Origin of the sequence: Luteibacter sp. UNCMF331Sha3.1 (assembly GCF_900109915.1) — a bacterium.
Taxonomy (GTDB): domain Bacteria; phylum Pseudomonadota; class Gammaproteobacteria; order Xanthomonadales; family Rhodanobacteraceae; genus Luteibacter.
Map to the genome: position 1 here is coordinate 36,405 of NZ_FOBU01000006.1, position 23,634 is coordinate 60,038.

Genomic DNA, 23,634 nt, shown 5'->3' on the forward strand with positions numbered 1-23,634 from the left:
GCGCGCTTGCGCGCGAAGGGTGCTTGCCGCGAGCACCCCTTCGCGCGCAAGCGCGCTCCCACACGAGCCGTCGCGAATCCCAGAATTTCCTCAGGGCCGTGACGGCCGACAACGTTCGCGGACGCCACGCCTGACAGGCTTTGCACCGTCTGTAACGGACTGCCGCGCCGCAGCATGCGCTGCCGTATGGCTTCCATTACCGTAACGCTTCTCTAACGCCCCACACGGAGTGTCATTCATGCGTATTCGCCATCTTGCCGGTGCCATTGGCGCCGCCCTTCTCTTCAGTGCCGGGGCGCACGCCGACGGTTTCCAGCAGGTCGTTTCGTTCGGCGACAGCCTGAGCGATAACGGCAACGTCTCCATCCTCAGCCGCTCCCCGGTGGTCACCCGTTTCACGACCAACCCCGGCACGGTCGCGGTCGAGAACATCGCGAAGTACTTCAACCTGTCGCTCACGCCGTCCCTCGCCGGTGGCACCGACTACGCCTTCGGCGGCGCCCGCGCCGCGATCGCCAACCCGGTCCCCGCCACGTCGACGCAGGTCCAGCAGTACCTCGCCGCCAACGGTGGCAAGGCGAACCCGAATGCCCTCTACACGATGTGGATCGGCGCCAACGACCTGCTCGCCGCCGCCGGCAACCCGGCCACCGCGCAGGTGACGGTCGCGACCGCCGCCACGAACGAAGTCGCACAGATCAAGGCGCTGCAGGCCGCGGGCGCCAAGACCATCGTCGTCTTCAACCTGCCGGACGTCGGCAAGACCCCGGCAGCCCTGTCGCAAGGCGCCGCCGCGTCGGCCGGCATCTCGCAGCTCGCGCAGGTCTACAACGGCGTGCTGTCCGGCGGTCTCGCATCGGCGAATCGCGGCATCGTGCCGATCGACACCTACGCCCTGCTCAACGAAGTGATCGCGAGCCCGGGCACCTACGGCTTCACCAACGTCACCGTGCCGGCCTGCACCACGGCCAGCTCGATCACCTGCTCGCCCGCCACCCTGCGCGATCCGAACGCCGCCGCCACGTACCTCTTCGCCGACGGCATCCACCCGACCAACGCGGCGCACGCACTGCTTGGCCAGTACGCGATCTCGGTGATCACCGCTCCGCAGCAGATCTCGCTGCTCGGCGAAGCGGGCCTGGCGTCCAACGCCGCGCACGTGCGCACGCTGCGCAACCAGATGGTGGCCGACAACTTCGGCGCCGAATCGCGCGTCTTCGCGGCGGTCGATTACGGCCAGCAGAAGTTCAAGAACACCGATACCTCGCCCAAGACCGACAGCGACAACGTCAACCTGACGATCGGCGCCGATGCGCGCGTGAACGACAACGTGTCCGTGGGCGTGGCGATGGGCGTCGCGCAGTCGAAGGCCGACTTCCAGGGCGGCGGCGGTTACAAGATGCAGGACATCGCCGGCTCGGGCTACGCCTTCTATCACAACGGTGGCGGCTACGTCGGCACGTACGTGAGCTTCGGCCAGCTCAGCTTCACCGACATCGATCGCCGCATCGACCTCGGCAGCGCGCGTCGCACCGAGACCGGCAAGACGGACGGCTCGCACGTCGGCGCCGGCCTCACGGGCGGCTGGTGGTTCGGCAGCGAGTCGCTGAAGACCGGTCCGTACGTCTCGGTCGACTTCCAGCAGCTGCGCGTCTTCGGCTATACCGAGCGCAACGACACCAGCACGGCCATGCGCTTCGACAAGCAGACGCGCAACGCCCGCATCGAGACGGCAGGCTGGCGCCTGCAGGGCGCCTGGCAGTCGGGCAACACCATGCTTCGTCCGTTCGTCGAAGTGGCATACAACCATGACGGTCGCGCCGAGGATCGCTTCGTGACCGCGGGCCTGACCAACATGGCGGGCGAGTTCAGCATCCAGGGCTTCTCCCCGGACAAGACCTGGGTCACGGCCGACCTCGGCGTCACGGCCGACTTCAACCAGACCTGGAGCGGCTGGGTGAGCTACACCGGTCGCTTCGCCGACGACACCCAGCGCTACAACGGCCTGAACCTCGGGCTGAAGATGGCGTTCTGATCGTCATCGGACCGCGACACGAAAACGCCGGCCACGAGCCGGCGTTTTTTTGGCCGCTTATGTGTAGGTTTAGGCTGATATCTGCGTCAGCCAAGAGCGCGCCGGCTTTCCGCCTGATAAGCCGTGTAAGAGGAAGACTATGCTCGTTTCGCCTCATCCGAGGCGCGATGAAGGATACTCAACGATGCGCATTCGTTATGTGTTAGCCACGTTATTGCTTGTGTGCTTTGGAGCGATGCCGAGCATCTCCATGGCATTGCCAGCGTTTGCACGAGCGGTGATCTACTTCGACGCAAACGACAACATCATCGGGAACTCAAATCTCTACTGCAACAACGTGAGGGAGCACGCTGGGCAGGTCGACTACGGCAATGCGTATCGCGTGGAGTTTGAGTTTGGATGCGGTGATCCAATCGTCTCATGCGATGACATGGGACTTTGCCAGACTGTTGGCCATAACCTAGTTAATTCGGCCGTTTACTTTCGTACTGCGACGGGACGGACACTGCAAAATTATTGCCAGGACGTGCCATATCAAGGCGGTCCATTCTTCGGGAAAAAATCTTGCTCCCTTCCGGCCCCATCTCAACTGTCGGGTCTTGGGAATTACCTGCCGGGCACGGGCTACTAGTTAAGCGTGACTCTCAAACGCAGCATTCGCCAATTCAATTGATTCGAAATTGGCGCCGTCGCGCTTGCAGCGTCTGAGTTCGGCCTGCGGGGCCACGCAAAGAAACGCCGGCTGGAAGCCGGCGTTTCTTTGCGTGCAGGCATGACTGCCTAGTTATTTTTTGCCGCCGGCCTTCGCGTACATCGCGTCAGCCTGCTTGCGCAGGTTGTTCGCGTCGTCTTCCGACAGCGTGTCGACCTTGCCGCCCGCTTCGTTCTGCTTCAGCACGAGCTCGCCTGCGTCGTTCCAGCCGGCGCGCGCGATGGAGTTCGGCTTCGCGTCCTTGCTGGACTTCTTCTCCTGGACGATGACCCAGGCCTTGCCGTCCTTGTAGGCGTAGTTCGTCGAGGTGAAGCCCTTGTCGCCGTAGTCGACGAGCTCGATCACGAAGACGACGTCGTTGCCCTTCTTGAAGATCTGCCAGCCGCGGGACTCGCCTTCCTTCAGCGCCGTGCCCTGGGTGACCTTCATGCCACCGATGTTCTTCTTGACGCTGTTGAAGCCGGCCAGTTCCTTCTCGCCCGGGGTGGCTTCACCGACGAGCTGGATGTTGGCGACGTTCTTGGCGCCCTTCGTGAGGACCGGGGTCTTCAGCGGGGAGGCGTAGTGGCGCTCGCCGTCCTGCAGCGAGGCCTCGATGATGTACATGTCGTTCGGATTGAGGTCCGTCGCATTGAAGTCGAGCTGGAACTGCTGCGGCATGGTGACCGGCGCGAACGTCTTGCTGGCGAGCGGCTGCGAGCCTTCGGCCGAGACGTCGACGAGCTTGAGCTCGAGCTTGGCGTCCGGGCTGAGCTGTGCGCCGGCGTCACGCAGGGTGACGGTACCGGTGACGGCGTTGGCCGGCGTGGCCGGTGCGGTGTCGCCGCCGCTGGTGCTGGCGGACGCGGCCGCGGACTGGCCGTTGTTGTCGGAGCCACTGCAACCGGCGAGGGCCGCCAGTGCGGCCACGGATGCGAGCGACAAGATAATCCTGCGCATGGTCGAACCTCGTTACGGAACGGAATGGTTGTGGGTCACGGAAGATACGCACGCGCATGGCGGCGCAAGGACTTCCGAGGGGGATTTGGAAGCATACCGGCAAATGCGCCGCTGTAAAAGTCAAGTGAGGAACCTGACAGGTATCGGGTTTCGCGAGCCGGTTGGCAGCTTTGGGACCAGATTTGCCGAAAAGCGGTAACGCTTTGAATAAGAAAACGTTTTCTTCCGTTCGGCCAAAAAAAACGCCACCCGAAGGTGGCGTTTTCGTTCCCGGTCGAGCCGCTCGCTTACGCGAGCGGTCGATCACGACGCTCTGGATCAGAAGTCGTAGGTCGCACCGAAGCGGACCGAACGCGGGGTCTGGTACGTCAGCGCACGGCGGTACTCCGGATCCGGAGCCGACGACACGCCGTAGTACGGGTACGACTGGGTCTTCTGCTGCTCGTTGAGCAGGTTGAAGACTTCGATGCTGAAGGCCAGCTTGTGGTCCGCGAACGCCGGACGGTATTCCGTGCTGAGCGACACCGTGTGGGTGATCGGCAGACGGCTGCCCGAACCCGGAGGCGACGGCTGACCGTTGCACCAGTGGTAGGAATCGACGCCGTAACCCGCGTCTTCCTGGTTCGGACCGAAACCGCCGTAGCAGTTACGCGGCGCACCCGAGACGATGGCGATGTTGCCGGCGACCATCCACTCCGGGGTGATCTGGTAAGCACCGTACGCCTTCAGGGCGTGCTTGTGATCGTTCGCGAGCGTGCCGTTCGAATAGACCATCAGCGGCGCGTTATCCCACGCCTGCGTTACCGACGGCGAGCTGCGCGTACCGGCATCCGTATCGACCTGGCCTTCCGAGTTGCCGTACAGGCGCGAGTACGTGTAGCTGACGGTGCCCCACCAGTTGCCGTCGCCCTTCTGGCGATCGAGGTGGAACTCGGCCGAGTAGTACTTGCGCTTCAGGTGCGGGAAGCCAAGGTCCTTGTTCGACAGGTCGATGGAGTCGTAACCACCGGCCGCGTTGCCGACCTGGAAGGTGTTGGCGCGACCCGGGTTGAACAGGTAGCAACCGACCTGATCCCACTTCTGCGAATCGACGTCGTAGCCCTTGGCGGCGAATGCGTCCTGCACCACACCGGTGTCGCAGTAGTCGTCGATCGCGTTGCCGAGCTTGCGGAGCGTCAGCTTCGCACCGTAGGTCCAGTTCGTTCCCAGCGTCTTGTCGAAGCCGGCGATGAACTCGTCCTGGTACTCGGCCTTCACGCCGCGGGCGGTGACGACGTTCGGATCCGGCGTCTGACCGTATTCGTTGTTCGTCGAGATCGGAGCGCCCACGCCGCGAACGGTGTTCAGCGGGGTCAGGCCGGTCGGGTAACCGTTGCTCGGATCGATGCCCGTGTACGAGAAGTACGTGTTCGTGTAGTACGACGCCGAAGCACCGCGCAGCGCCGGCGCGGCCGGCAGGGCGAGGTAGTAACGGCCAGCGTTGGCGTACACCTTGAAGGTGCTGTCGCCGTACACGTCCCAGCTACCGCCGAGGCGCGGAGCCCACTGCGGCTTGGTCTGGGCGATGTAGGCCTGACCGGCGCTGTTGTAGTTCGTGAACTGGTCGTTGCGCAGACCGATCGACAGCAGGATGTTGTCGTTGAGCTGCCACTTGTCTTCGACGTACTGGGCGCGCTGCTTCACACGGACGCTGGCGGCCGTGGTCATGCGGTACTGCGCGACGTAGTACGGGGTACCGACCGGAGCCGTGACCTGGCCACCGGCGATGGTGCTCGCGCCCTGCTGCACGGTGCCGTACGACCACGAGTAGCCGTTGTTACCGTAGATGAAGGTGCCGTCGTTGTTGTCCTGCGTGTTCTGGTTGTCGATACCAGCCGTCAGGGTATGGTCGCCGAGCGTCCAGGCCAGGTCGAGGCGGTAGTTCGAACCCTTGCTCTCGTGACGCGGATCGTCGATGTCGCGCAGGTTCTGCGCGTTCGCGATACCGCCGGCGACGCCACCGTTGTATGCCGGGTTCTGGTTGCCCGCGCCGGTGATGTAGATGAGGTCCGGATCGGTCTGCGCCGGACGGGTGAAGAACGCCGTCTTCTGCTTGCCGTACTGCGCCGTCAACGTCAGCGTATCGGTGATGTAGCTGGTGTACTTCGCCAGCCACATGGTCTGCTTGGTGTTCTCGATGGTCGCCGCGTTACGGTAAGCGCCACGGGTGTTCGTGTCGTTGTCGTACGCGTAGATGCCGCCGGAGTACTCGTCCTTGTAGGACGCGCCGGTCAGTTCGAGTATGTTGCTGTCGTTGATGTTCCAGTCGATCTTGCCGTACAGCTTCGGATCGTCGTAGCGGTACTGCGTGGTACGCGTCGTGGACACCGAACCGACGTTCGTGCCTTCGCGACGCGCGCCTTCGACGGCGATGAACGCGAACAGCTTGTCCTTGATCAGCGGGCCGCCGGCGTAGGCCGAAGCGATCGCTTCCCAATCCTTGTTGTCAGCACGGTACTGGTAACGCTCGCCTTCGCTGGGCGAACCCTTCGCGAAGTTGATGTTCTTCGGGTCAGCCTTGCCCCACTTCGGGGTGAACAGCAGCTGGCCACCGAAGTGGAATTCGTTCGTGCCGCGACGACCCACGACGTTGATGACGCCACCGGCCGAACGGCCGTACTGGGCGCCATAACCACCGGTCAGGATTTCCTGCTGGTCGATCGCGCCGTACGGCAGGACGATACCGCCGTAACCGTTGATCGGATCGGTGGTGTTCATGCCGTTGACGTAGTAGGCATTCTCGTTGACCGACGAACCGGCGAACGAGACGAGGGCCTGGCCGGTCGGGCTGGCAACGCCGGTACCCGTGGCACCCGGCGACACGCCCGGCGCCAGCAGCGCGATCGCTTCGGCGCTACGGCCGAGCGGCAGCTGCTTCAGCTGGGTCTGCGTGATGACGGTGCGCGAGTCGACCGACGAGACGTCGATCGGCGGCAGCGCGGTGCCGACGACGGTGACGCCCTCGAGGTTCGAAGCGCTGGCAGCGGTGGCGGCGGCAGCGAACGAGACGTCCGTACCGGCGTTGACGCGCAGCTCGACGTTGTCGCGCGAGTCGACGACGGCGCCGCCCTTGAGCAGGCTGACCTTGTAGCTGCCCAGCGGCAGGTTGCCGAAGTTGTAACGGCCGTTTTCGCCGACCGTGGTGGTACGGGTCACACCAGTCTGGCTGGTGATCTGGACGGTTTCGCCCGGCTCGGCCGAACCGAACAGGCTACCGGTGGTGGCCTGGGCGTACACGGTACCCGTGAGGCCCATGCCCATCGCCAGCGCGAGCGCGAGCGAGGAACGACGCAGGACGGACGCCTGCCGGATGCTGCGAGAACTCATTGTAAATCTCCCCAGATCGGCCCGAACCGGGCCTCAAAGACAAGCAAAACCGACCGAGGCCGGAAAAAAGGTGGCTTCCTCGCCGGTCGCGTGTCTTAAGGGGATCACCAGCGTCCACTCCTCCCAGAGTGAGCACGCCGCCCGTAAGCACCGCTCCCGCAAAGCCTTGGACTGGCTGAACCCGGCCTTTCCGGCAGTGCAGGAAAGAGGGAACTCAGCATCGTCGACGCCGAACATAGGCGTACGCCGACCACCGTGTCAACAAATTATTTACACGGGATCGGCGTTTTTTCTAACGCCATGTTGACGAGCCTTGCAGGATCAATCCCCTGAATTGCAGGGATTTTTGCTTACGGTTGAAACAGTTCCGTCAAAAAAGCGCCCTCGTCCGCAGGGGCGAGGGCGATCTGGGGAGGCTTTTGGGCCTTCTGACGGTCGGGGGCCTCCAGGCCCCCGACCGACCTTCTCTTCTTGTAGCTGCTTACCTACGTTCTTTGGACGATCCGATCAGAAGTCGTACGTGATGCCGACGCGGGCATAGCGCGGGGTCGTCTGGTAAAGCGGGATGTCGTAGCGCGGGTTCGGCTTCGCAACGCTGCCGCGGATCGGGTAGACCTGCGTTTGCTTACGCTGATTGAAGATGTTGAACACCGTGAGGTTGAAACCGAGCTTGCTGTCGGCCCACGTCGGACGGTATTCGATCGAACCGGTCGCGATGTACGTCCACGGATTGTGGCCCTTCTCACCCGGAGGCGACGGCTGACCTTCGCACCAGTGGTAGTACGAGCCGTAGCCGAGGTTCGGATTCGTCTCGTTCGGACCGTAGAAGCCGAGGCAGCTCTTCGGTGCACCCGACGCGATAAGCACGTTCGCCGAAGCGAGCCATTCCGGCGCGATCTGGTACGAACCGTAGATCTTGAACTGGTGCTTGCGGCTGTTAGCGAGTTCGCCGTTGGCGTACTGCATGACTTCCGCGTAATCCCAGTCCACTGTCGCCGAGACCGTGTCCTGACGGATGTCCGAACGGACCTGGCCTTCCGAGTTGCCGTAGCTCTTCGAGAAGACGTAATCGAAGCGGACCTGGTACTTGCCGTCCCACGCGTGGTCGAGATACAGCTCGAGGCCGTAGTAATTACGCTTGCTGTGCGGGAAGCCGAAGTCCTCGTTGTTCATGTCGACGCTGTAAAAGCCGCCGTTGGTGTTCGGAACGAGGAAGGTGTTCGCACGACCCGGGTTGAACAGGTAGCTGCCCTGAATATCGCCGATGGTGTCCGGATCGATACCCTGGCGAATCATCTTGCGCTCGATGGCGCCAGCATCGCCGACGTCGTCGATCGCGTTGCGCAGTTTGCGCACCGTGGCCTTCGCGCCGTACGTCCACTTGTCGGTCAGCGACGCGTCGAAACCGAGGATGAACTCGTCCTGGTACTGCGACTTGATGTTCGTGGCGGCGGCAGTCTTCGGATCACGCGGGATGCCGTATTCGCGGTTGGCCGAGATCGGACCGCCCGTGCTGCTGAAGATCGGCGTCAAGCCCTGCGGGATACCGTTGGCATCGATACCCGTGTAGTTGAAATACTCACGCGTGTAGAGCGAGGCACCCGCGGAACGCAGTGCGACGGTCGCCGGCAGGGCGAGGAAATAGCGGCCCGCGTTGGCATAGATCTTAAGGCTGGAATCGCCATTGACGTCCCAGGTCGCACCGAGGCGCGGGGCCCACTGCGGCGTGGTGAGGCGCAGGTACGCTTCGCCGTTCTGGTTATAGTTGGTGAACTGGTCGTTACGCAGACCCACCTTGACCAGCCAGCGGTCGTTGACCTGCCACGAGTCTTCGATGTACTGGGCGCGCTGGGTCGTACGAACCGACGCCTGCGTGCTGTAAACGTAGCGCGCGACGTAGTAGCCATCGCCACCGGGCGGTGCCACGTAAGCGGCGTCGGCCGGCGTATCGCCGATGATCGGCGTATCCGCGTCGGTCTGCCAGTATTCCCAGCCGTACCCCGGACCCGACGTGGTGATGCCGTCGTTCTTGTCGAGCACCTTCTGGTTATCGATACCGGCGGTGATCGTGTGATCGCCCGCGCGATAGCTCAGATCGATGCGCAGGTTGGTGTTCGTCGACTTGTGCTTCGGATCGGCGATCTGTGCAGAAGGATTCGAGTTGGTGATGAAACCACCACCTGTCAACGCGGTGTTCTGCTGGTTCGCCTGCAGGATCGAGGGCAGCGTGGAGTCCGCGACCGCAGTGTAGTACGTACCCTTCATCTTGCCGTAAAGGGCCGTCAACGTCAGGTCGTCGGTGATGTAGCTGGTGAACTTGGCGCTGTAAACGTCCGCACCCGACTTGTTCTGCGGGGCGCCGGCGGTGTCCTTGCCGGTGTACGCGCCGCGAACGCCGGTGGCGTAATCGTAATCGTAGATCGATGCGTCGTAGTTCTGCTTGTTCGACGCGCCGGTCAACTCCAGGATGTTGCTGTCGTTGATGTTCCAGTCGATCTTCGCGTAGTACTTCGGATTGCGATAGTTCTGCTTGTACGTGAACGGCGCGTTGACGTTAAGCGTCTGGTCGCCCTGACGACGCTCCTGCTCGGCGGCGAGGAACACGTACAGGGTGTCCTTGATCAGCGGACCACCGGCATAGGCCGAGTACGTGGTGCGCCAGAACTTGTCGTCCTTATTGCGATCGAACACCTGCCCAGCGGCCGGCCCGATCTGGCTGTAATAATTGTTCGGGCTCGCCTTCGCGCCCTTCGGCTCCCACAGCACCTGGCCACCGAAGTGCCATTCGTTCGTGCCGCGCTTACCGACCTGGCTGATGACGCCGCCCGACGAACGGCCGTATGCCGCGCCGTAGCCGCCGGCCAGCACTTCCTGCTGGTCGATCGCGCCGTACGGCAGCGTGATACCACCGAAGCCGCTGAGCGGATCCGTCGTGTTGAAGCCGTTGATGTAGTACGCGTTCTCGGTGACCGCGCTACCCGCGATCGAGACGAGCGCGTTACCGGTCGGGCCGACGAAGAACGAGCTGCCGGCCACGGCGCCCGGCGCCAGCAGCGCGATGGCTTCCGCGGTGCGCGCCAGCGGCAGCTTGGCGAGCTGTTCGGAGGTGATCACGGTGCGCGAGTCGACGGTCGACACGTCGATCGACGGCAGCGCGTTGGCCGAAACGGTCACGCCTTCGAGGTTCGACGTATCGGCGGCAGTGGTGGCGCCGGTGAAATTCACGGTGGTACCGGCACCGACGACGATGCCGACGTTGTCGCGCGAGTCGACCACGGCGCCGCCGCGGCTGACCGACACCTTGTACTGGCCGGTCTGCAGGTTGTCGACGGTGTACTTGCCGGACGGATCGGCAGTGGTCGAACGGGTCACGCCCGTGTTGCTGGTGACGGTGACGGTGTCGCCCGACTGCGCCTGACCCGTGATGCGACCGACGGTCGACTGGGCATACGCGGCGCCGGATACGGTGGCGAGGCCGATGGCGATGGCGAGCGCGGACCGGCGTCCCAACGACGCGGCGCGATAATGACGCGAACTCATGATGCTTCTCCCCAATTCAAAATGCCGCAACGCGAAATCTTGCGATGGAAGGCAAGCCGACCCCGCCCCGGCCTGCGCCAGGTTTCTGTACGGATCGGTACTAAAAAAGGTCCCTCAAAACAACGGTATCCGTCAAAGGATCCCGCCCCCGAATTGCCACGGGTAACGTGGCCTGGGTCACATATACGAGACACGTCACATTCCCGCAATACGATTTTTTTACTTCAGTTTTACCTGCGTCAGCAGTTATTTGCGTGACAGCATCGCGATTCCCGCGGCGATTCCTGCACTCGCACAACCACTTGCATGCGAAACCATGTGACACCGGGCTTTCGCATAGGAATTCGTACTAGGAAACATTCCTAGAAAAAAAGCCCCCGACCGGGCGGCCGAGGGCGATCTGGGGAGAGCTTTGTTGTCGCCTGCGGAGGCCATCCGCCTCCGCAGGCTCTTCTTGTTTTTAAGAACTTTCTTGGTTTCTTGCCGATCAGAAGTCGTAGCGGGCCGTGAAACGGACCGTACGCGGATCGGTGAAGTTCAACTTGCGGTCGTACAGCGGGCTGACCGTGGAACGCGAGGAGGCGTAACGCGGATAGAACGCGGTCGGCGTCTGCTTGTTGAGTACGTTCAGCACATCGATCTGGAAGGTCAGGTTCTTGTCCAGCCAGCTCGGCGTGTAGGCCGCATTGAGGTTGACGATGTACGTCCACGGCGTGCTGCCATGCGAACCACGCGGCGAACGCTCGTAGCCCGGCGTGCCCGGCAGGCCGCACCAGTAATAGAACGCGCCGTTGTACAAGCCGGCATCCGGGGTCGGATAGAAGCTCGTGCAGTTCTTCGGACGGCCCGATGCGATGTTCAGGTTGGCGCCGAAACGCAGGTCGTCGGTCATCTGGTAGTAGCCAAACGCCTTGATCTGGTGCGTGCGGTTGTTCGGCAGCTTGCCATTCGCGCCCACCATCAGCTGCGGGAGATCCCAGTCCTGCGTGACCGAAACGTCCGCCTGGCCGCCGTTACCGGTGTCGAGATCCGACGCCAGCTGGCCTTCCGTGTTGCCGTAGCTACGCGACCAGGTGTAATCGATCCGGCCGTACCACTTGTCGGCGAACGGATGTTCGAGGTACAGGTCGACGGCGTAGTACTTGCGCTTGAGGTCCGGGAGCTGCAGCTCTTCCTTCGTGTAGTGGCGCGCGACGAACGAGCCGTCGTCCTGCTGCTGCAGGAACGTGTTGCCGGTGCCGGGGTTGAACAGGAAGCACGCGCCACCGAGGGCGGGGGTGCAGGTATCGTCGATCGCGCTGCGCAGCTGGCGCCACGTCAGCTTGGCACCCCAGTTCAGGCTCGGCGTGATCGCCTGGTCGAGACCGGCGATGTACTCGTCCTGGTAATGCGACTTGAGGCCCTTCGCCGCGACGGTGCGCGGATCCGGTGCGACGCCGCACTCGAGGTTCGCCGAAACGGCATTGGTGCCGCCGCAGGTGTAGCCCACCGACTGGTCCACCGCCACCGGAACGAGCCCGGTCGGCACGCCGGTGCGCGGATCGACGCCCGTATAGGTGAAGTATTCGGACGTACCGAGCGAACCCGACGCGGCGCGGACGGCGACGTTGTTGGGCATCGCCAGGTGATAGCGACCGGCGTTGGCGTAGAGCTTCAGCGTCGAATCGCCGTAGACGTCCCACGACACGCCGAGGCGCGGCGCGAGCTGGTGGCGCTGCTTGGCGTAGACCTGGTTGGCGCCGTTGTAATTCTTGAACTGCTCGTTACGCAAGCCGGCGTAGATCAGCCAACGATCGGTCAGCTGCCAGTGGTCTTCGAGGTACTGCGATTCCTGGACCGTCTTCACCTTGGCGACGGCGGTCTGGAAGTTGCGATTGACGTAGAAGCCCTGCGTGCCCAGGCCGCCAGCGGACGCCGGCGAGCCGACGCCATGGCCTTCGTCGATCGGATCGTTCGCATCGTTCTGGACGTTGTAGTTCCAGCTGAAGCCGCCGGGGAGCGCCGTACCGGTGTACGACTTCGCTTCCTGGTGATCGGCACCGAAGCGGATGTCGTGGTCGCCCAGGCGATACTCGAGGTCGAGGCGCCAGCCGTTGGTCTTGTCGTTCGAACCCGGGACGCGGACCAGCGTCGAGGTGCTCTGGCAGCTACCGTAGGCGATGCCCGGCGCGTTCGCGTTGTTGGCGACGGTGATCAGCGGGCAGTCCGGATTGTAGTTGTACGGCGTCTGGACGTGATTGACCTTCTGGGTACCGTACAGGGCCGACACCGTGAAGTTATCGGTGATGTAGCCGGTGTACTTACCGATGTACAGGTCGCCGCCGTCCTTCGTGTAAACGCCGCCGTTCTGCGTCGTGCCGTGCGTCTGCGTGGCGTAGTTGAACGCGTACGTTTCCGACGTGTACTCGGACTTGTCCGACACGCCGGTCAGTTCGATGTGGTGATCGTCGGTGATGTTCCAGTCGATCTTCGCCAGCCAGCGGGGGATCTTGTAACGGTATTCATTCCAGCCGTTCGTACGGCCGGCGACCGAGGTGATCGCGCCGGCGGTCGGGTTCGTGGCGATACCCGCACCTTCGCGACGGTTCATTTCGGCGTCGACGTAGAAGAACAGCTTGTCCTTGATCAACGGACCGCTGACATAGGCGCCGATCGTCGAGCGCCAGAACTCGTTACCGGCAAAGTACTGGTAGAGCGTCTTGTCGGTGGCCGGATAGAAGCCTGTGTCGGCGTAGTTCGCATTGCGCGGCTTGGCGCGCGTGCCGGTCGGCTCCCAGATCGTGTAGACGCCGCCATGCCACTCGTTGGTACCGCGCTTGGTCACGATGTTGATGACACCGCCGGTGGAACGGCCGAATTCCGCGCCGTAACCGCCGAGGAGCACCTGCTGCTGGTCGATCGCGTCGAACGGCAGCTGGGTCAGGCCGATCGAGGTCAGCGGATTGGTGACCGCGTAGCCGTTGATGAAATAGGCGTTCTCGGAGGACGCGGAGCCGCCGAAGCTGGGCACCGGATTACCCAGCGCGTCCTTGTAGCTGTTGTTGCCGATGACGCCCGGCGCCAGCAGCGCGGCCGCCAGGACGTCGCGCGTGATGGGCAGCTTGTTGAGCTGTTCCGCGGTGAGCACGGTGCGCGTATCGACGGACGACACGTCGATCGACGGCATGGCCGTGGCGCTGACCGACACGCCTTCGAGCGTGCTGGCCTCCGTCGCGGACGCCGCCGAGGCGAACGACACTTCCGAGCCCTGCGAAATCGTGACGGCCACGTTGTCGCGCGTGCTGACTACGGCGCCGTTGTTCTCCAGCGTCACCTTGTAGGTGCCCGGCTGCAGCGAGCTGAAGCGATAGCGGCCGTTCGGATCGACCGGAATCGAACGCGAGAAACCGGTTTCCGGGTTCGTCACGGTGACGGTCGTGCCCTGCTGCGGGTTGGCCTGGCCGAAGATCGAACCGGTCACGTTCGACTGGGCAAGTGCGCCGCCCGAGATGGCGCCCATGCCGATGGCGAGGGCCAGAGCGGTGCGACGACCCAGGGTCGTCGTCCGGTGGTTACGCGAATTCATCGAATACCTCTCCCCTAAAAAAAGTCGCTAATCGCAACAATTTGCGATGGCTTTAATGGCAAGCCGATCCCGTCCCGGTCGAACCGGGTTTTGCGTGAACGGTCTTTGCGTTTCCCCTTAAAACAGGCCGTCCCGGCAGGACGACCAACCCCTCTCACACCGCAGGTGGACGCGGATGGTGTTCACATATACGTAAGGTTTGATGCTTCGGCAATGGGTGTTTTCACTCGAACGTAACGGACATCATCACGTTCTTGCGACATCCTGAACGACATGCCGAAAAAACTTCACCGGGAACGAGGGGTTACGCGCGCCGCGACCATGACTTTCGGCACATATCCGAATATGACCTAGGAAACATTCTTAGTAAAATCATGCGCTCGCGTCGTCATATCGCGTGAATTTCGAGCGCCCCGGACCGAACTTGCGCCGCGACCTCAGAAACTTCTCAAGCGAAAGGCTTTCGAAGGCATGTTCCTGTACACCGGATCCCCGGGTCGCGCGTTGAGCGCGAAAGGCCGGGGGGCGGCTTCAGCTGATCACGAGGTTCCATTCGCATGAACGACAACTCACGGGGCTCCATCCAGGCCGACGCCGCCAGCGGCGGCATGGATGCCCGCGCCATCGATCCGACGGGGCCGCAGCCGTCCTCGTTCGCTACGCGCGTTCGCGCCGTCATCAAGATGTCCGGCAGCGTCAGCGAGATCGCGCGCCGCTGTGGCTTCTCCGAGGGCGTCGTGCGCAGCTGGCGCGACGGCAACACCGACCCGTCGCGCGGTCGCTGCGTGACCATGGCGAAGACGCTGGGGCTGTCGCTCGTCTGGCTCGCCGCCGGCGAGGGCCCGATGATGCTCGACCCGGCGGGCGAGGACGCCGCTCGGCGCAGCGAATCGTCCGAGGCGCGCGATCGCCAGCAGCATGCCGGGACGCTCGACCCGTCACGCCTGGCGGCCGCCATGAAGCTCCTGCAGTCGGACATCGAAATGGCGGGCAGCCGGTTCTCGCCCGTCCGCCATGCGGACCTGGTGGCGGAGATGTATTCGATCCTGGGGCGCTCCGGCGAGCAGGATTACGCCGATCGCGTGGTGGCGTTCCGCCGCACGGTGATCGCGCGGATCAACGACGAGGCGGGAGCCGCGGCGGCCTGATGGCCGCCGCGAGCACCCCTGGCGCGCCAGGGGTGCCGGGCGGGTTCAGAGTCGCGAGATATCCGCGATCGCCCCGAAGCTCGCCTTCAGCTGGGCGAGTAGCGCCAGACGGTTGCCGCGCACCGCGGGATCGTCGGCATTGACCAGCACATCGTCGAAGAAGCGGTCCACCGGCGCCTGTAGCGCCGCGAGGCGCGCCAGCGTGCCCGTGTAGTCGCCGTCGGCCAGCAGGCCCCGGCTGTCCGCGCGGGCGGCGTCGAGTGCCGCGTGAAGTTCGCGCTCGGCGTCGAGCTCGAAGTACGCCGGATCGACGGCCACGGGAATCGGCGCGGCCTGCGTGTCTTCCGCCTGCTTGCGCAGGATGTTGGCCACGCGCTTGTTCGCGGCGGCGAGGCTGGCGGCCTCGGCACGCCGGGCGAATTCGCCGACGGCACGCAGACGACGGTCGAAATCCGGCAGCGTGGCCGGCGCCACGGCGAGCACCGCCTCGAACTGATCGGCCGAGAAACCCTGATCGGCGTAGTAGCCGCGCAGGCGATCGAGCACGAAGCCGTGCACTTCGTCGCCGAGCTCGCGGCGGCGCGCACCGATGTCGATCGCGGGAGCCTTCCCGTCCTTGCCCGGCTTCACGCCGGCCACGAGTGCCGCTTCGGGCACGAGGTCGAACGCCTCGGTGAGCGCCGCGCGCAGGTCGATGTCGAGGCCGCCCTCGATCAGCGTGCGCGCGAGACCCAGCGCGGCGCGACGCAGCGCGAACGGATCCTTGTTGCCGCTCGGCTTCAGGCCCACGGCGAAGATGCCGGCGAGCGTGTCGAGGCGCTCGGCGACAGCGAGCACCTGGCCGACCTTGCCCGCGGCGATGGCGTCGCCGCCGAAGCGGGGCTGGTAGAAGCTGTCGAGCGCGTCGGCCACCTCGGCCACGATGCCCTGGCGCGTGGCGTAGTAACGCCCCATCACGCCCTGCAGTTCGGGGAATTCACCGACCATGCGCGTCAGCAGGTCGCACTTCGCCAGCGCGGCGGCATGCGTGGCCTGCCCCGCGTCGACACCGACGCGGTTGGCGATGACGCGGGCGAGCTCGGCAACACGCACCGTCTTATCCCACAGGCTTCCCAGCGACTGCTGATAGGTGACGGTCTTCAGGCCTTCCTGCAGATCGGCCAGCGGCGTCTTGAGGTCGGCGTCCCAGAAGAACTTCGCGTCGGCGAAGCGCGGGCGGATCACACGCTCGTAGCCCTTGCGGATTTCGGCCGGATCGCGGCTCTCGATGTTGGCGACGCCGATGAAGTGTTCCGTGAGGTTGCCACCGGCGTCGAAGACGGGCACGAACTTCTGGTTCGTTTCCATCGTGGTGACGAGCGCCTCGGGCGGCACGTCGAGGAAGTCCCGCTCGAACGTGCAGGCGATGCCGACGGGCCATTCCGTGAGGTTGGCGATCTCGTCGAGCAGGCCTTCCGACAGACGCGGCACGCCGCCCGTGGCGACCCGCGCGACTTCGTCGCGCACGCGCTGGCGACGTTCCGCCGGATCGGCGATGACATGCGCGCGGCGCAGCGCGTCGAGCCAGCTGTCGGCATCGGCGACGTGCACCGGCTGCGGATGGTGGAACCGGTGGCCATGGCTGATGCGGCCGCTCGTCAGGCCGAGGATCTCGCCCTCGACGATGTCGGCACCATGCAGCATCAGCAGCGTGTGCACGGGGCGGACGAAACTGTCGTCGCGGTCGCCCCATCGCATCGCCTTCGGAATCGGCAAGGCCTTCAGTGCCTCGGTCACGATCTCGGGCAGAAGCGCGGCCGTCGGCTGTCCCGGCTTCACGGCGCGGAAGACGAACCACGCGCCCTTGTCGGTCTCGAGTTTTTCGAGCGCGGCGACGTCGACGCCGCAGGACTGTGCGAAGCCGACGAGCGCCTTGCTGGGTTCACCGTCGGCGCCGATGCTGGCGGCGACGGCGGGACCGCGACGTTCGACCGACTGGTCGGGTTGCGACGTGGCGACGCCCGCGATGTGCACGGCGAGACGGCGCGGCGAGGCGTATGCCTTCGCGGAAGCGAAATCGGCGGATACACCGCGTTTTTCCAGGCCTTCGACGACACCGCGCGCGAACGCGCCGGCGAGGTCGTCGAGCGCCTTGGGGGGTAGTTCTTCGGTGCCGAGCTCGATGACGAGCGGCAGTCGCTTATCGGCCATGCGCGGCCTCCTTGGTCTTCTTGAGGCCCGGGAAACCGAGCTTTTCGCGCTGGGCCACGTAGGCCTCGGCGACGCTGCGTGCCAGCGTGCGAACGCGCAGGATGAAACGCTGGCGCTCGGTGACGCTGATGGCACGGCGCGCATCCAGCAGGTTGAACGCGTGGCTGGCCTTGCATACCTGCTCGTAGGCGGGCAGCGGCAGGCCGGCGGCGATCAGTTTGCCGGCCTCGCCCTCGCACACGTCGAACCAGTGGAATAGCTCGGGCACGTTGGCGTATTCGAAATTGTAGGTGCTCTGCTCCACCTCGTTCTGGTGGAACACGTCGCCGTAGGTGACCACGCCATGGGGCGCGTTCGTCCAGACGATGTCGTAGATGCTGTCGACGTTCTGCAGGTACATCACCAGGCGTTCGAGACCGTAGGTGATCTCGCCGGTGACGGGGCGGCATTCGAGCCCGCCGGCCTGCTGGAAATAGGTGAACTGCGTGACCTCCATGCCGTTCAGCCAGACTTCCCACCCGAGGCCCCAGGCGCCCAGGGTCGGCGACTCCCAGTTGTCCTCGACGAAACGCAGGTCGTGCACGAGCGGATCGATACCCAGCGCCTTCAGCGAACCGATGTAGAGCTCGAGGATGTTGTCGGGATTCGGCTTCAGCACCACCTGGTACTGGTAGTAATGCTGCAGGCGGTTGGGGTTCTCGCCGTAGCGGCCGTCGGTCGGTCGACGGCAGGGCTGCACGTAGGCGGCGGCCCAGGGTTCCGGTCCGAGCGATCGCAGGAAGGTGGCGGGGTGGAACGTGCCTGCGCCGACCTCGGTGTCGAGGGGCTGCACCAGCACGCAGCCCTGATCCGCCCAGTAGCGGTTGAGGGTCTGGATGACGTCTTGGAAAGTGGGCGCGGACATGGTTTCCGGGTCCTCTGGAAAGCGGGCTAGTATAGCGGCGTGGGATTCACACAGGGTCGTACGGCGATGGCAGTCAATCCGCAACACGGCGCGATTCTCGGGCGCCGCGGCCGGCTCGAACTGGACGAGGTGCTCGCCTCGCTCGTGGTCGACGGTTACCTGACCGGTGAGGACGCCAAGCGTGTCCGGATGGGCTCGCGCAGCGGCAGGACGGCCATCGAACTGCACCCGCTGGTGATCATCGCCAACAGCAAGGTGGACAACCGGCGCGACGAAGGGCGCCCGCTGAGCCTCGAGATCCTCGTCGAATGGCTCGCCGGCAAGGCCGACCTGCCCTATCTGAAGATCGACCCGATGAAGGTGAACGTGGCGCAGGTCACGCAGGCCGTCAGCAACGCGTACGCGCAGCGCCACCGCATCCTGCCCGTCGCCGCGTCGGCCTCGGAAGTGACGTTCGCCACCGCCGAACCGTTCGACACGGCCTGGGCCACCGACCTCGCGCACATGCTTCGCCGCGACGTGCGCCGCGTGGTGTCGAACCCGATCGACATCAACCGCTACCTGCTCGAGTTCTACGGCGTGCAGCGGTCGATCCAGCTCGCGCAGGACGCCAAGGGCAACGAGCCGTCGAAGATCATCAACTTCGAGCAGCTCGTGGAGCTCGGCAAGACCGGCGAAGTCGGCGCCGACGACCGCCACGTGGTGCACATCGTCGACTGGCTGCTCCAGTACGCGTTCGAGCAGCGCGCCTCCGACATCCACCTCGAGCCTCGCCGCGACGCGGGGCAGATGCGCTTCCGCATCGATGGCGTGATGCAGAAGGTGTTCGAACTGCCGCCGCCCGTGATGTCCGCGGTGACCGCACGCGTGAAGATCCTGGCGCGCATGGACGTCGCCGAGAAGCGACGGCCGCAGGATGGCCGCATCAAGACGCGTTCGGCCGGCGGTCGCGAAGTCGAACTGCGTATCTCCACCATGCCGACGGCGTTCGGCGAGAAGGTGGTGATGCGTATCTTCGATCCCGATCTCGTCATGAAGGATTTCGCGCAGCTCGGGTTTTCCGCCGAGGAAGACCGGCTCTGGCGGGGCATGGTCGAGCGCCCGCACGGCATCGTCCTGGTCACTGGGCCCACCGGATCGGGCAAGACCACGACGCTGTACTCGACGCTGAAACACCTCGCGCGGCCCGAACTCAACGTCTGCACGGTGGAGGACCCCATCGAAATGGTGTCGCCGGACCTCAACCAGATGCAGGTACAGGCGTCCATCGATCTCGATTTCGCGGCCGGCGTGCGCACGCTGCTGCGCCAGGATCCGGACATCATCATGATCGGCGAGATCCGCGATCTGGAAACCGCGCAGATGGCGGTCCAGGCGTCGCTGACTGGCCATCTCGTGCTCTCCACGCTGCACACCAACGATTCGCCGAGCGCGGTCACGCGCCTGCTCGATCTCGGCGTGCCGCATTACCTGATCCAGTCGACGCTCACGGGCGTCGTGGCACAGCGTCTGGTTCGCACGCTCTGCCCGCATTGCAAACGCCCCGCCGTGCAGGATCCCGACGCGTGGCATGCACTCACGCATGGCTGGGACGTGCCTCTGCCCGAGCGCGTGTTCGAAGCCGTCGGTTGCCTCGAGTGCCGCAAGACCGGTTTCCTGGGCCGGACGGGCGTCTACGAGATGATGCCGATGTCGGGGCGCCTGCGCGCGTTGATCGCCGCCGACCTCGACCTCGGCCGATTCGGCGGTGCCGCCCTGAAGGAAGGCATGAAGCCGCTACGCATCTCGGCAGCCATGCAGGTGGCCGCCGGCCTCACCACCGTGCGCGAAGTGCTCAACGTGCTTCCACCGACAGAGATCGAAGAAAGCAGTACCCCATGAAGCCCGTCCTCATCGTTCGCACCGGTCGCGCACCGGACGTCATCGCAGGTCGTCACGGCGACTTTCCACGCTGGTTTCGCCTTGGTCTCCGCCTGAAGGACATGCACTTGCGCATCGTCGACGTGCAACAGGGCGATCCGCTGCCCGATCCGGACGAGTGCGCGGGCGCGGTGATCACCGGCTCCGCGTCCATGGTGACCGAGAAGCTCGGCTGGAGCGAGCGCACGGCGGGATGGATCCGCCATGCGATGGATAGCGAGCTGCCTTTGTTCGGTGTCTGCTACGGCCACCAGCTGATGTCGCATGCGCTCGGGGGCCGGGTGGATTACCTCCCCGGTGGACGCGAGATGGGGACGGTCCGCCTGCGGACTCACGCGCAGGCCGCGTCGGATACGCTGGCCGCGGCCTTGCCCGCCGAGTTCCACGCGCATGCGACGCACGAACAGAGCGTGCTGGAGCTGCCCGCGCAGGCGACGACACTCGCGAGCTCCGACCGCGATCCGCATCACCTCGTGCGTTACGGCACCCATGCCATCAGCACGCAGTTCCATCCGGAATTTTCCGCCGAAGTGATGCGCGCCTACATTCGTCGCAAGCACGACGCGCTGCGCGACGAAGGGCAGTGTCCCGATGCGCTTCTCGCCGGCGTGGCGCCGACACCCGTGGCGACGCGCCTGCTTCGCGGCTTCCTCAACGAGCACGTGCTCGCGGCGCGCGAACCGTCAGCCGCGTAACCGGCGTGCGATCGCGCCCCGCGAGAACAGGGCGAAGACGATGCCGAACACGAAGCCGCCGATGTGCGTCCACCAGACGACGGCGCCGTAACTGGCGCCCGCGTAACTGAAAAGCAGCTGCACCAGCGCCCAGATGCCGATCAGCACGAACGCCGGCACGCGTACGAATTCCAGATACAGGCCCAGTGGAAGCACGAGGCCGAGCCTTGTCCGGGGAAACAGGGTCACGTAAGCGCCGACGACGGCGGAAACCGCGCCGCTGCAGCCGATGATGGCGACGCGCGCGCCGGTCAGCGACACGGCGCCGATGAGGTTGCCGACGACACCGCCAAGCAGGAACAGCAGCAGGAAGCGCGGCGAACCGAGGCTGCGTTCGGCGGGGAGGCTGAAGATCACGAGGAACAGCAGGTTGCTCAGCAGATGCAGCCAGCCGGCATGGATGAAGGTCGCGGTGAAGAGGCGCAACAGCGCGGGATCGCTGAGCTGCTCCCAGAGCGGCAGGCCGGTGCCGAAGAGGTGCGCGGGCACGGTGCCCCAGTGGAGCATGATGTCCGTCCGCTCCGTGCGGCTGCTCAACGCGAGCGCGACGAAGCTGACCACGCACACGATCACGACGAGCATCGTCGCCCAGCACAGGCGCGAACGCCGACGTGTATCGACGTGGACGAACATGCTCAGGGAACGCCGCGCGCCAGGTGCGGCCCCTCGTTGTCCAGCGACGACAGCGCGAACATCGTCTCCGGCCCGACCACGCCGTCCGCCGCGATGCCGAAGCGACGCTGCAGTGTGAGCACGCGGGTCTCGACGGAGCGATCGAAGGACGCCGGCGGTGTCGTGCCGGCGGCGGCCGGATCGGGAGGCAGGCGCTCGAGCGCCCAGGCCAGGCCGTCGCCGCTGTCGCCCCGGGCCAGTTTTGCCGGCATGGCGGGATCCACGCGAAAGACCGCGTAGAAGCGCCCGTTCCACACGTGCTCGAACGCCTCGCGGGTAAGCTCGACGTACTTGCCGCCGAGGAAGAGGCGCACGTCCTCGTCACCCGCGCCGACGAGGAGCACCTGCTGTTTCGCGTTCGCGTCGTCGAGTTCGAGAACGATCGGGCGGTCGAAGCGGCGAAGCTGGTCGAGCGATCCCCGACCGCTGACGCACGCGAAGCCGGGAAAGATCACCGCGTCGCAGTTGATGGCGTTGGCGACCGACGTTTCCTTCGAGGACACCTGCCAGCGGGCGAGCAGTTCACCCCACACCCGGACCTTGCCGACATCGGGCACGGGCAGTGCGTCGCGGAACTTAGCGAGCGCGACGTCCGGCGGCGTCGTCGCGAGGTTCTTGGGCCGTACGGCGGTATGACCGGTGAAGAACCAGGCAGCCACGCCCACCACGAAGGCGAGCGCGAGGACGCCACCGGCGGCCAGCAACGCCTTGCGATAACGGCGCACCCAGTAGAGCGCGTGCTCGGGGAGCGCTTCGCGCACGACGAAGCCGAGCGCGCGCTCGCCGATCGACTGCTCGCCCCGCTCCGCCGCGCGTTCGAGGGCGCGGTGCGCCAGGGTATTGAGGCGACGCGGGTTGCCTCTGCCGTCGTCGCGGAGGCTGCGCAGTCCGAGACGGCTGAACGGCATCTGCGTCGTGCCCGCGACATGGAGACGGTGACGCACGTAGCGCTCGCTCTCCTCGTCGGTCAAGGGCGGCATCGGTAACCGGCTGCGGATGTGTCCGGCCAGAGCCGGTGCGGAAGGGCCGGCAAGGCGCTCGCGCAGCACGGGTTCGCCGGCCAGCACGATGTGAAAGGGCACTTCGGCCTTCTCGCAGGCCACGAGGATCCGGTTGACCAGCGCGTACTCGTCGTCCGAAAGCTCCTCGGCGTCATCGAGGATCCAGAGGAAGCGATGGCTGGCGTGATGCGTGAGGCGGCCGAGCCCGGCGGCGAGGCCGTCGACGAGATGGTCGCGGGTATTGGCGTCCGCGCTGAGCGGCAGTGGCAGGCCGAAGCCCGCGTAAAGCGACCGGATCCAGGCCACGGGTTCGAGGGCGTAATTGTCCGCGCCATGACGAACCGCACGAATGCCGCGGGAGGCGGCATCGGCCTCGACCAGCATGCACAACAGCGTCTTGCCGATCCCGCAGTCGCCCGTGACGAGGGTGACACTCGACGCACCCGCACCGACTTCGTACTCGACATGCGCGAGGATCTCGCGCTCGCGTGCGAACAGGCACGCGAAGCGCGGATCCGGTGCGTCGCCGAATGGCGGCTCGCGAAGTCCAAATGTCTGTAGATACATGGGCCTACTTTAGCCGATCGGCCCGCGCGGGGGAGCCTTGCGCGGGTGCGGCTTTTTCGGCAGAGGGGGCTGCGAGGCGGGGCTCTGGTGGGAGCTCTGGTGGGAGCTCTGGTGGGAGCTCTGGTGGGAGCCAGCCTGCTGGCGAAGGGGGCTTGCCGCGAGCACCGTTCGCCAGCAGGCTGGCTCCCACCGGGGATTGGGATGCTTGGGGCGAGCACCTGATCGCGCGCGAGCGCGCTCCCACAGGCGCAAAGAAAAAACCCGGCCTCAATGAGACCGGGTTTTTGGGATAAAGCCCCTGGCGGTGACCTGTTGCGGGTCGCGCTGCGCGCAAAGAAAAA

General features: G+C 65.0%; 13 protein-coding genes. 5 read left to right on the forward strand and 8 right to left on the reverse strand.

Features of this window, described 5'->3' with window-relative positions; all coding sequences use genetic code 11:
• Nucleotides 1–238: 238 nt before the first annotated feature.
• Nucleotides 239–2,035 (forward strand): autotransporter outer membrane beta-barrel domain-containing protein, encoded by a 1,797-nt coding sequence (locus tag BMX32_RS18180; RefSeq protein ID WP_029213828.1) that lies wholly within the window; start codon nt 239–241, stop codon nt 2,033–2,035.
• Between the two features lie 184 nt (nt 2,036–2,219).
• On the forward strand, nt 2,220–2,666 hold the full coding sequence (locus BMX32_RS18565; protein WP_139206787.1) for a hypothetical protein: 447 nt from the start codon (nt 2,220–2,222) through the stop codon (nt 2,664–2,666).
• Nucleotides 2,667–2,819: 153 nt separating this feature from the next.
• On the opposite strand, the gene BMX32_RS18185 is transcribed toward BMX32_RS18565, so the two are convergent.
• The 4 genes from BMX32_RS18185 to BMX32_RS18205 form a co-directional block, all read right to left on the reverse strand.
• Nucleotides 2,820–3,686, reverse strand: coding sequence for a DUF1481 domain-containing protein (locus BMX32_RS18185; RefSeq protein WP_029213827.1), 867 nt, complete (start codon nt 3,684–3,686; stop codon nt 2,820–2,822).
• 318 nt (nt 3,687–4,004) lie between these two features.
• The gene (locus tag BMX32_RS18190) at nt 4,005–7,052 is read right to left on the reverse strand and encodes a TonB-dependent receptor plug domain-containing protein (RefSeq protein ID WP_089981547.1); all 3,048 of its coding nucleotides are present in this window, start codon (nt 7,050–7,052) and stop codon (nt 4,005–4,007) included.
• 507 nt (nt 7,053–7,559) lie between these two features.
• Nucleotides 7,560–10,592 (reverse strand): TonB-dependent receptor, encoded by a 3,033-nt coding sequence (locus BMX32_RS18200; RefSeq protein ID WP_089981549.1) that lies wholly within the window; start codon nt 10,590–10,592, stop codon nt 7,560–7,562.
• Nucleotides 10,593–11,079: 487 nt separating this feature from the next.
• Entirely contained in the window at nt 11,080–14,157 is a 3,078-nt protein-coding gene (locus BMX32_RS18205; RefSeq protein ID WP_089981551.1) for a TonB-dependent receptor, read from the reverse strand.
• A gap of 557 nt (nt 14,158–14,714) precedes the next feature.
• Between BMX32_RS18205 and BMX32_RS18210 the strand changes: the two genes are divergently transcribed.
• Nucleotides 14,715–15,305 carry a helix-turn-helix domain-containing protein gene (locus BMX32_RS18210; RefSeq protein ID WP_244511606.1) on the forward strand — a complete coding sequence of 197 codons (591 nt, stop codon included), beginning with the start codon at nt 14,715–14,717 and terminating at the stop codon, nt 15,303–15,305.
• Between the two features lie 45 nt (nt 15,306–15,350).
• Here BMX32_RS18210 and glyS read toward each other — a convergent pair whose 3' ends face one another.
• The gene (gene glyS / locus BMX32_RS18215) at nt 15,351–17,495 is read right to left on the reverse strand and encodes a glycine--tRNA ligase subunit beta (protein WP_089981553.1); all 2,145 of its coding nucleotides are present in this window, start codon (nt 17,493–17,495) and stop codon (nt 15,351–15,353) included.
• Entirely contained in the window at nt 17,485–18,399 is a 915-nt protein-coding gene (gene glyQ / locus BMX32_RS18220; RefSeq protein WP_089981555.1) for a glycine--tRNA ligase subunit alpha, read from the reverse strand. Before glyQ ends, glyS begins: the two co-directional genes overlap by 11 nt.
• Before the next feature lie 66 nt (nt 18,400–18,465).
• Here glyQ and BMX32_RS18225 point away from each other — a divergent pair, with 66 nt between their 5' ends.
• Together BMX32_RS18225 and BMX32_RS18230 are read left to right on the forward strand one after the other, a co-directional pair.
• The gene (locus tag BMX32_RS18225) at nt 18,466–20,280 is read left to right on the forward strand and encodes a type IV pilus assembly ATPase TfpB (protein ID WP_089981557.1); all 1,815 of its coding nucleotides are present in this window, start codon (nt 18,466–18,468) and stop codon (nt 20,278–20,280) included.
• Nucleotides 20,277–21,014, forward strand: a complete 738-nt coding sequence (locus BMX32_RS18230; protein WP_089981559.1) for a glutamine amidotransferase — start codon at nt 20,277–20,279, stop codon at nt 21,012–21,014. The genes BMX32_RS18225 and BMX32_RS18230 overlap by 4 nt, the downstream gene beginning before the upstream one ends.
• Here BMX32_RS18230 and BMX32_RS18235 read toward each other — a convergent pair.
• Both BMX32_RS18235 and BMX32_RS18240 read right to left on the reverse strand, forming a co-directional pair.
• Nucleotides 21,003–21,686, reverse strand: coding sequence for a rhomboid family intramembrane serine protease (locus tag BMX32_RS18235; protein ID WP_029213966.1), 684 nt, complete (start codon nt 21,684–21,686; stop codon nt 21,003–21,005). The genes BMX32_RS18230 and BMX32_RS18235 overlap by 12 nt on opposite strands.
• 2 nt (nt 21,687–21,688) lie before the next feature.
• The gene (locus BMX32_RS18240; protein WP_089981562.1) at nt 21,689–23,293 is read right to left on the reverse strand and encodes an ExeA family protein; all 1,605 of its coding nucleotides are present in this window, start codon (nt 23,291–23,293) and stop codon (nt 21,689–21,691) included.
• Between the last annotated feature and the right edge of the window lie 341 nt (nt 23,294–23,634).

What these genes read in the sequence shown, in the direction of transcription:
- glyQ (WP_089981555.1), bottom strand. Translation starts at nt 18,399, where the DNA reads ATGTCCGCGCCCACTTTCCAAGACGTCATCCAGACCCTCAACCGCTAC.
- BMX32_RS18235 (WP_029213966.1), bottom strand. Translation starts at nt 21,686, where the DNA reads ATGTTCGTCCACGTCGATACACGTCGGCGTTCGCGCCTGTGCTGGGCG.
- BMX32_RS18200 (WP_089981549.1), bottom strand. Translation starts at nt 10,592, where the DNA reads ATGAGTTCGCGTCATTATCGCGCCGCGTCGTTGGGACGCCGGTCCGCG.
- BMX32_RS18225 (WP_089981557.1), top strand. Translation starts at nt 18,466, where the DNA reads ATGGCAGTCAATCCGCAACACGGCGCGATTCTCGGGCGCCGCGGCCGG.
- BMX32_RS18185 (WP_029213827.1), bottom strand. Translation starts at nt 3,686, where the DNA reads ATGCGCAGGATTATCTTGTCGCTCGCATCCGTGGCCGCACTGGCGGCC.
- BMX32_RS18190 (WP_089981547.1), bottom strand. Translation starts at nt 7,052, where the DNA reads ATGAGTTCTCGCAGCATCCGGCAGGCGTCCGTCCTGCGTCGTTCCTCG.
- BMX32_RS18230 (WP_089981559.1), top strand. Translation starts at nt 20,277, where the DNA reads ATGAAGCCCGTCCTCATCGTTCGCACCGGTCGCGCACCGGACGTCATC.
- BMX32_RS18240 (WP_089981562.1), bottom strand. Translation starts at nt 23,293, where the DNA reads ATGTATCTACAGACATTTGGACTTCGCGAGCCGCCATTCGGCGACGCA.
- glyS (WP_089981553.1), bottom strand. Translation starts at nt 17,495, where the DNA reads ATGGCCGATAAGCGACTGCCGCTCGTCATCGAGCTCGGCACCGAAGAA.
- BMX32_RS18180 (WP_029213828.1), top strand. Translation starts at nt 239, where the DNA reads ATGCGTATTCGCCATCTTGCCGGTGCCATTGGCGCCGCCCTTCTCTTC.
- BMX32_RS18565 (WP_139206787.1), top strand. Translation starts at nt 2,220, where the DNA reads ATGCGCATTCGTTATGTGTTAGCCACGTTATTGCTTGTGTGCTTTGGA.
- BMX32_RS18210 (WP_244511606.1), top strand. Translation starts at nt 14,715, where the DNA reads ATGAACGACAACTCACGGGGCTCCATCCAGGCCGACGCCGCCAGCGGC.
- BMX32_RS18205 (WP_089981551.1), bottom strand. Translation starts at nt 14,157, where the DNA reads ATGAATTCGCGTAACCACCGGACGACGACCCTGGGTCGTCGCACCGCT.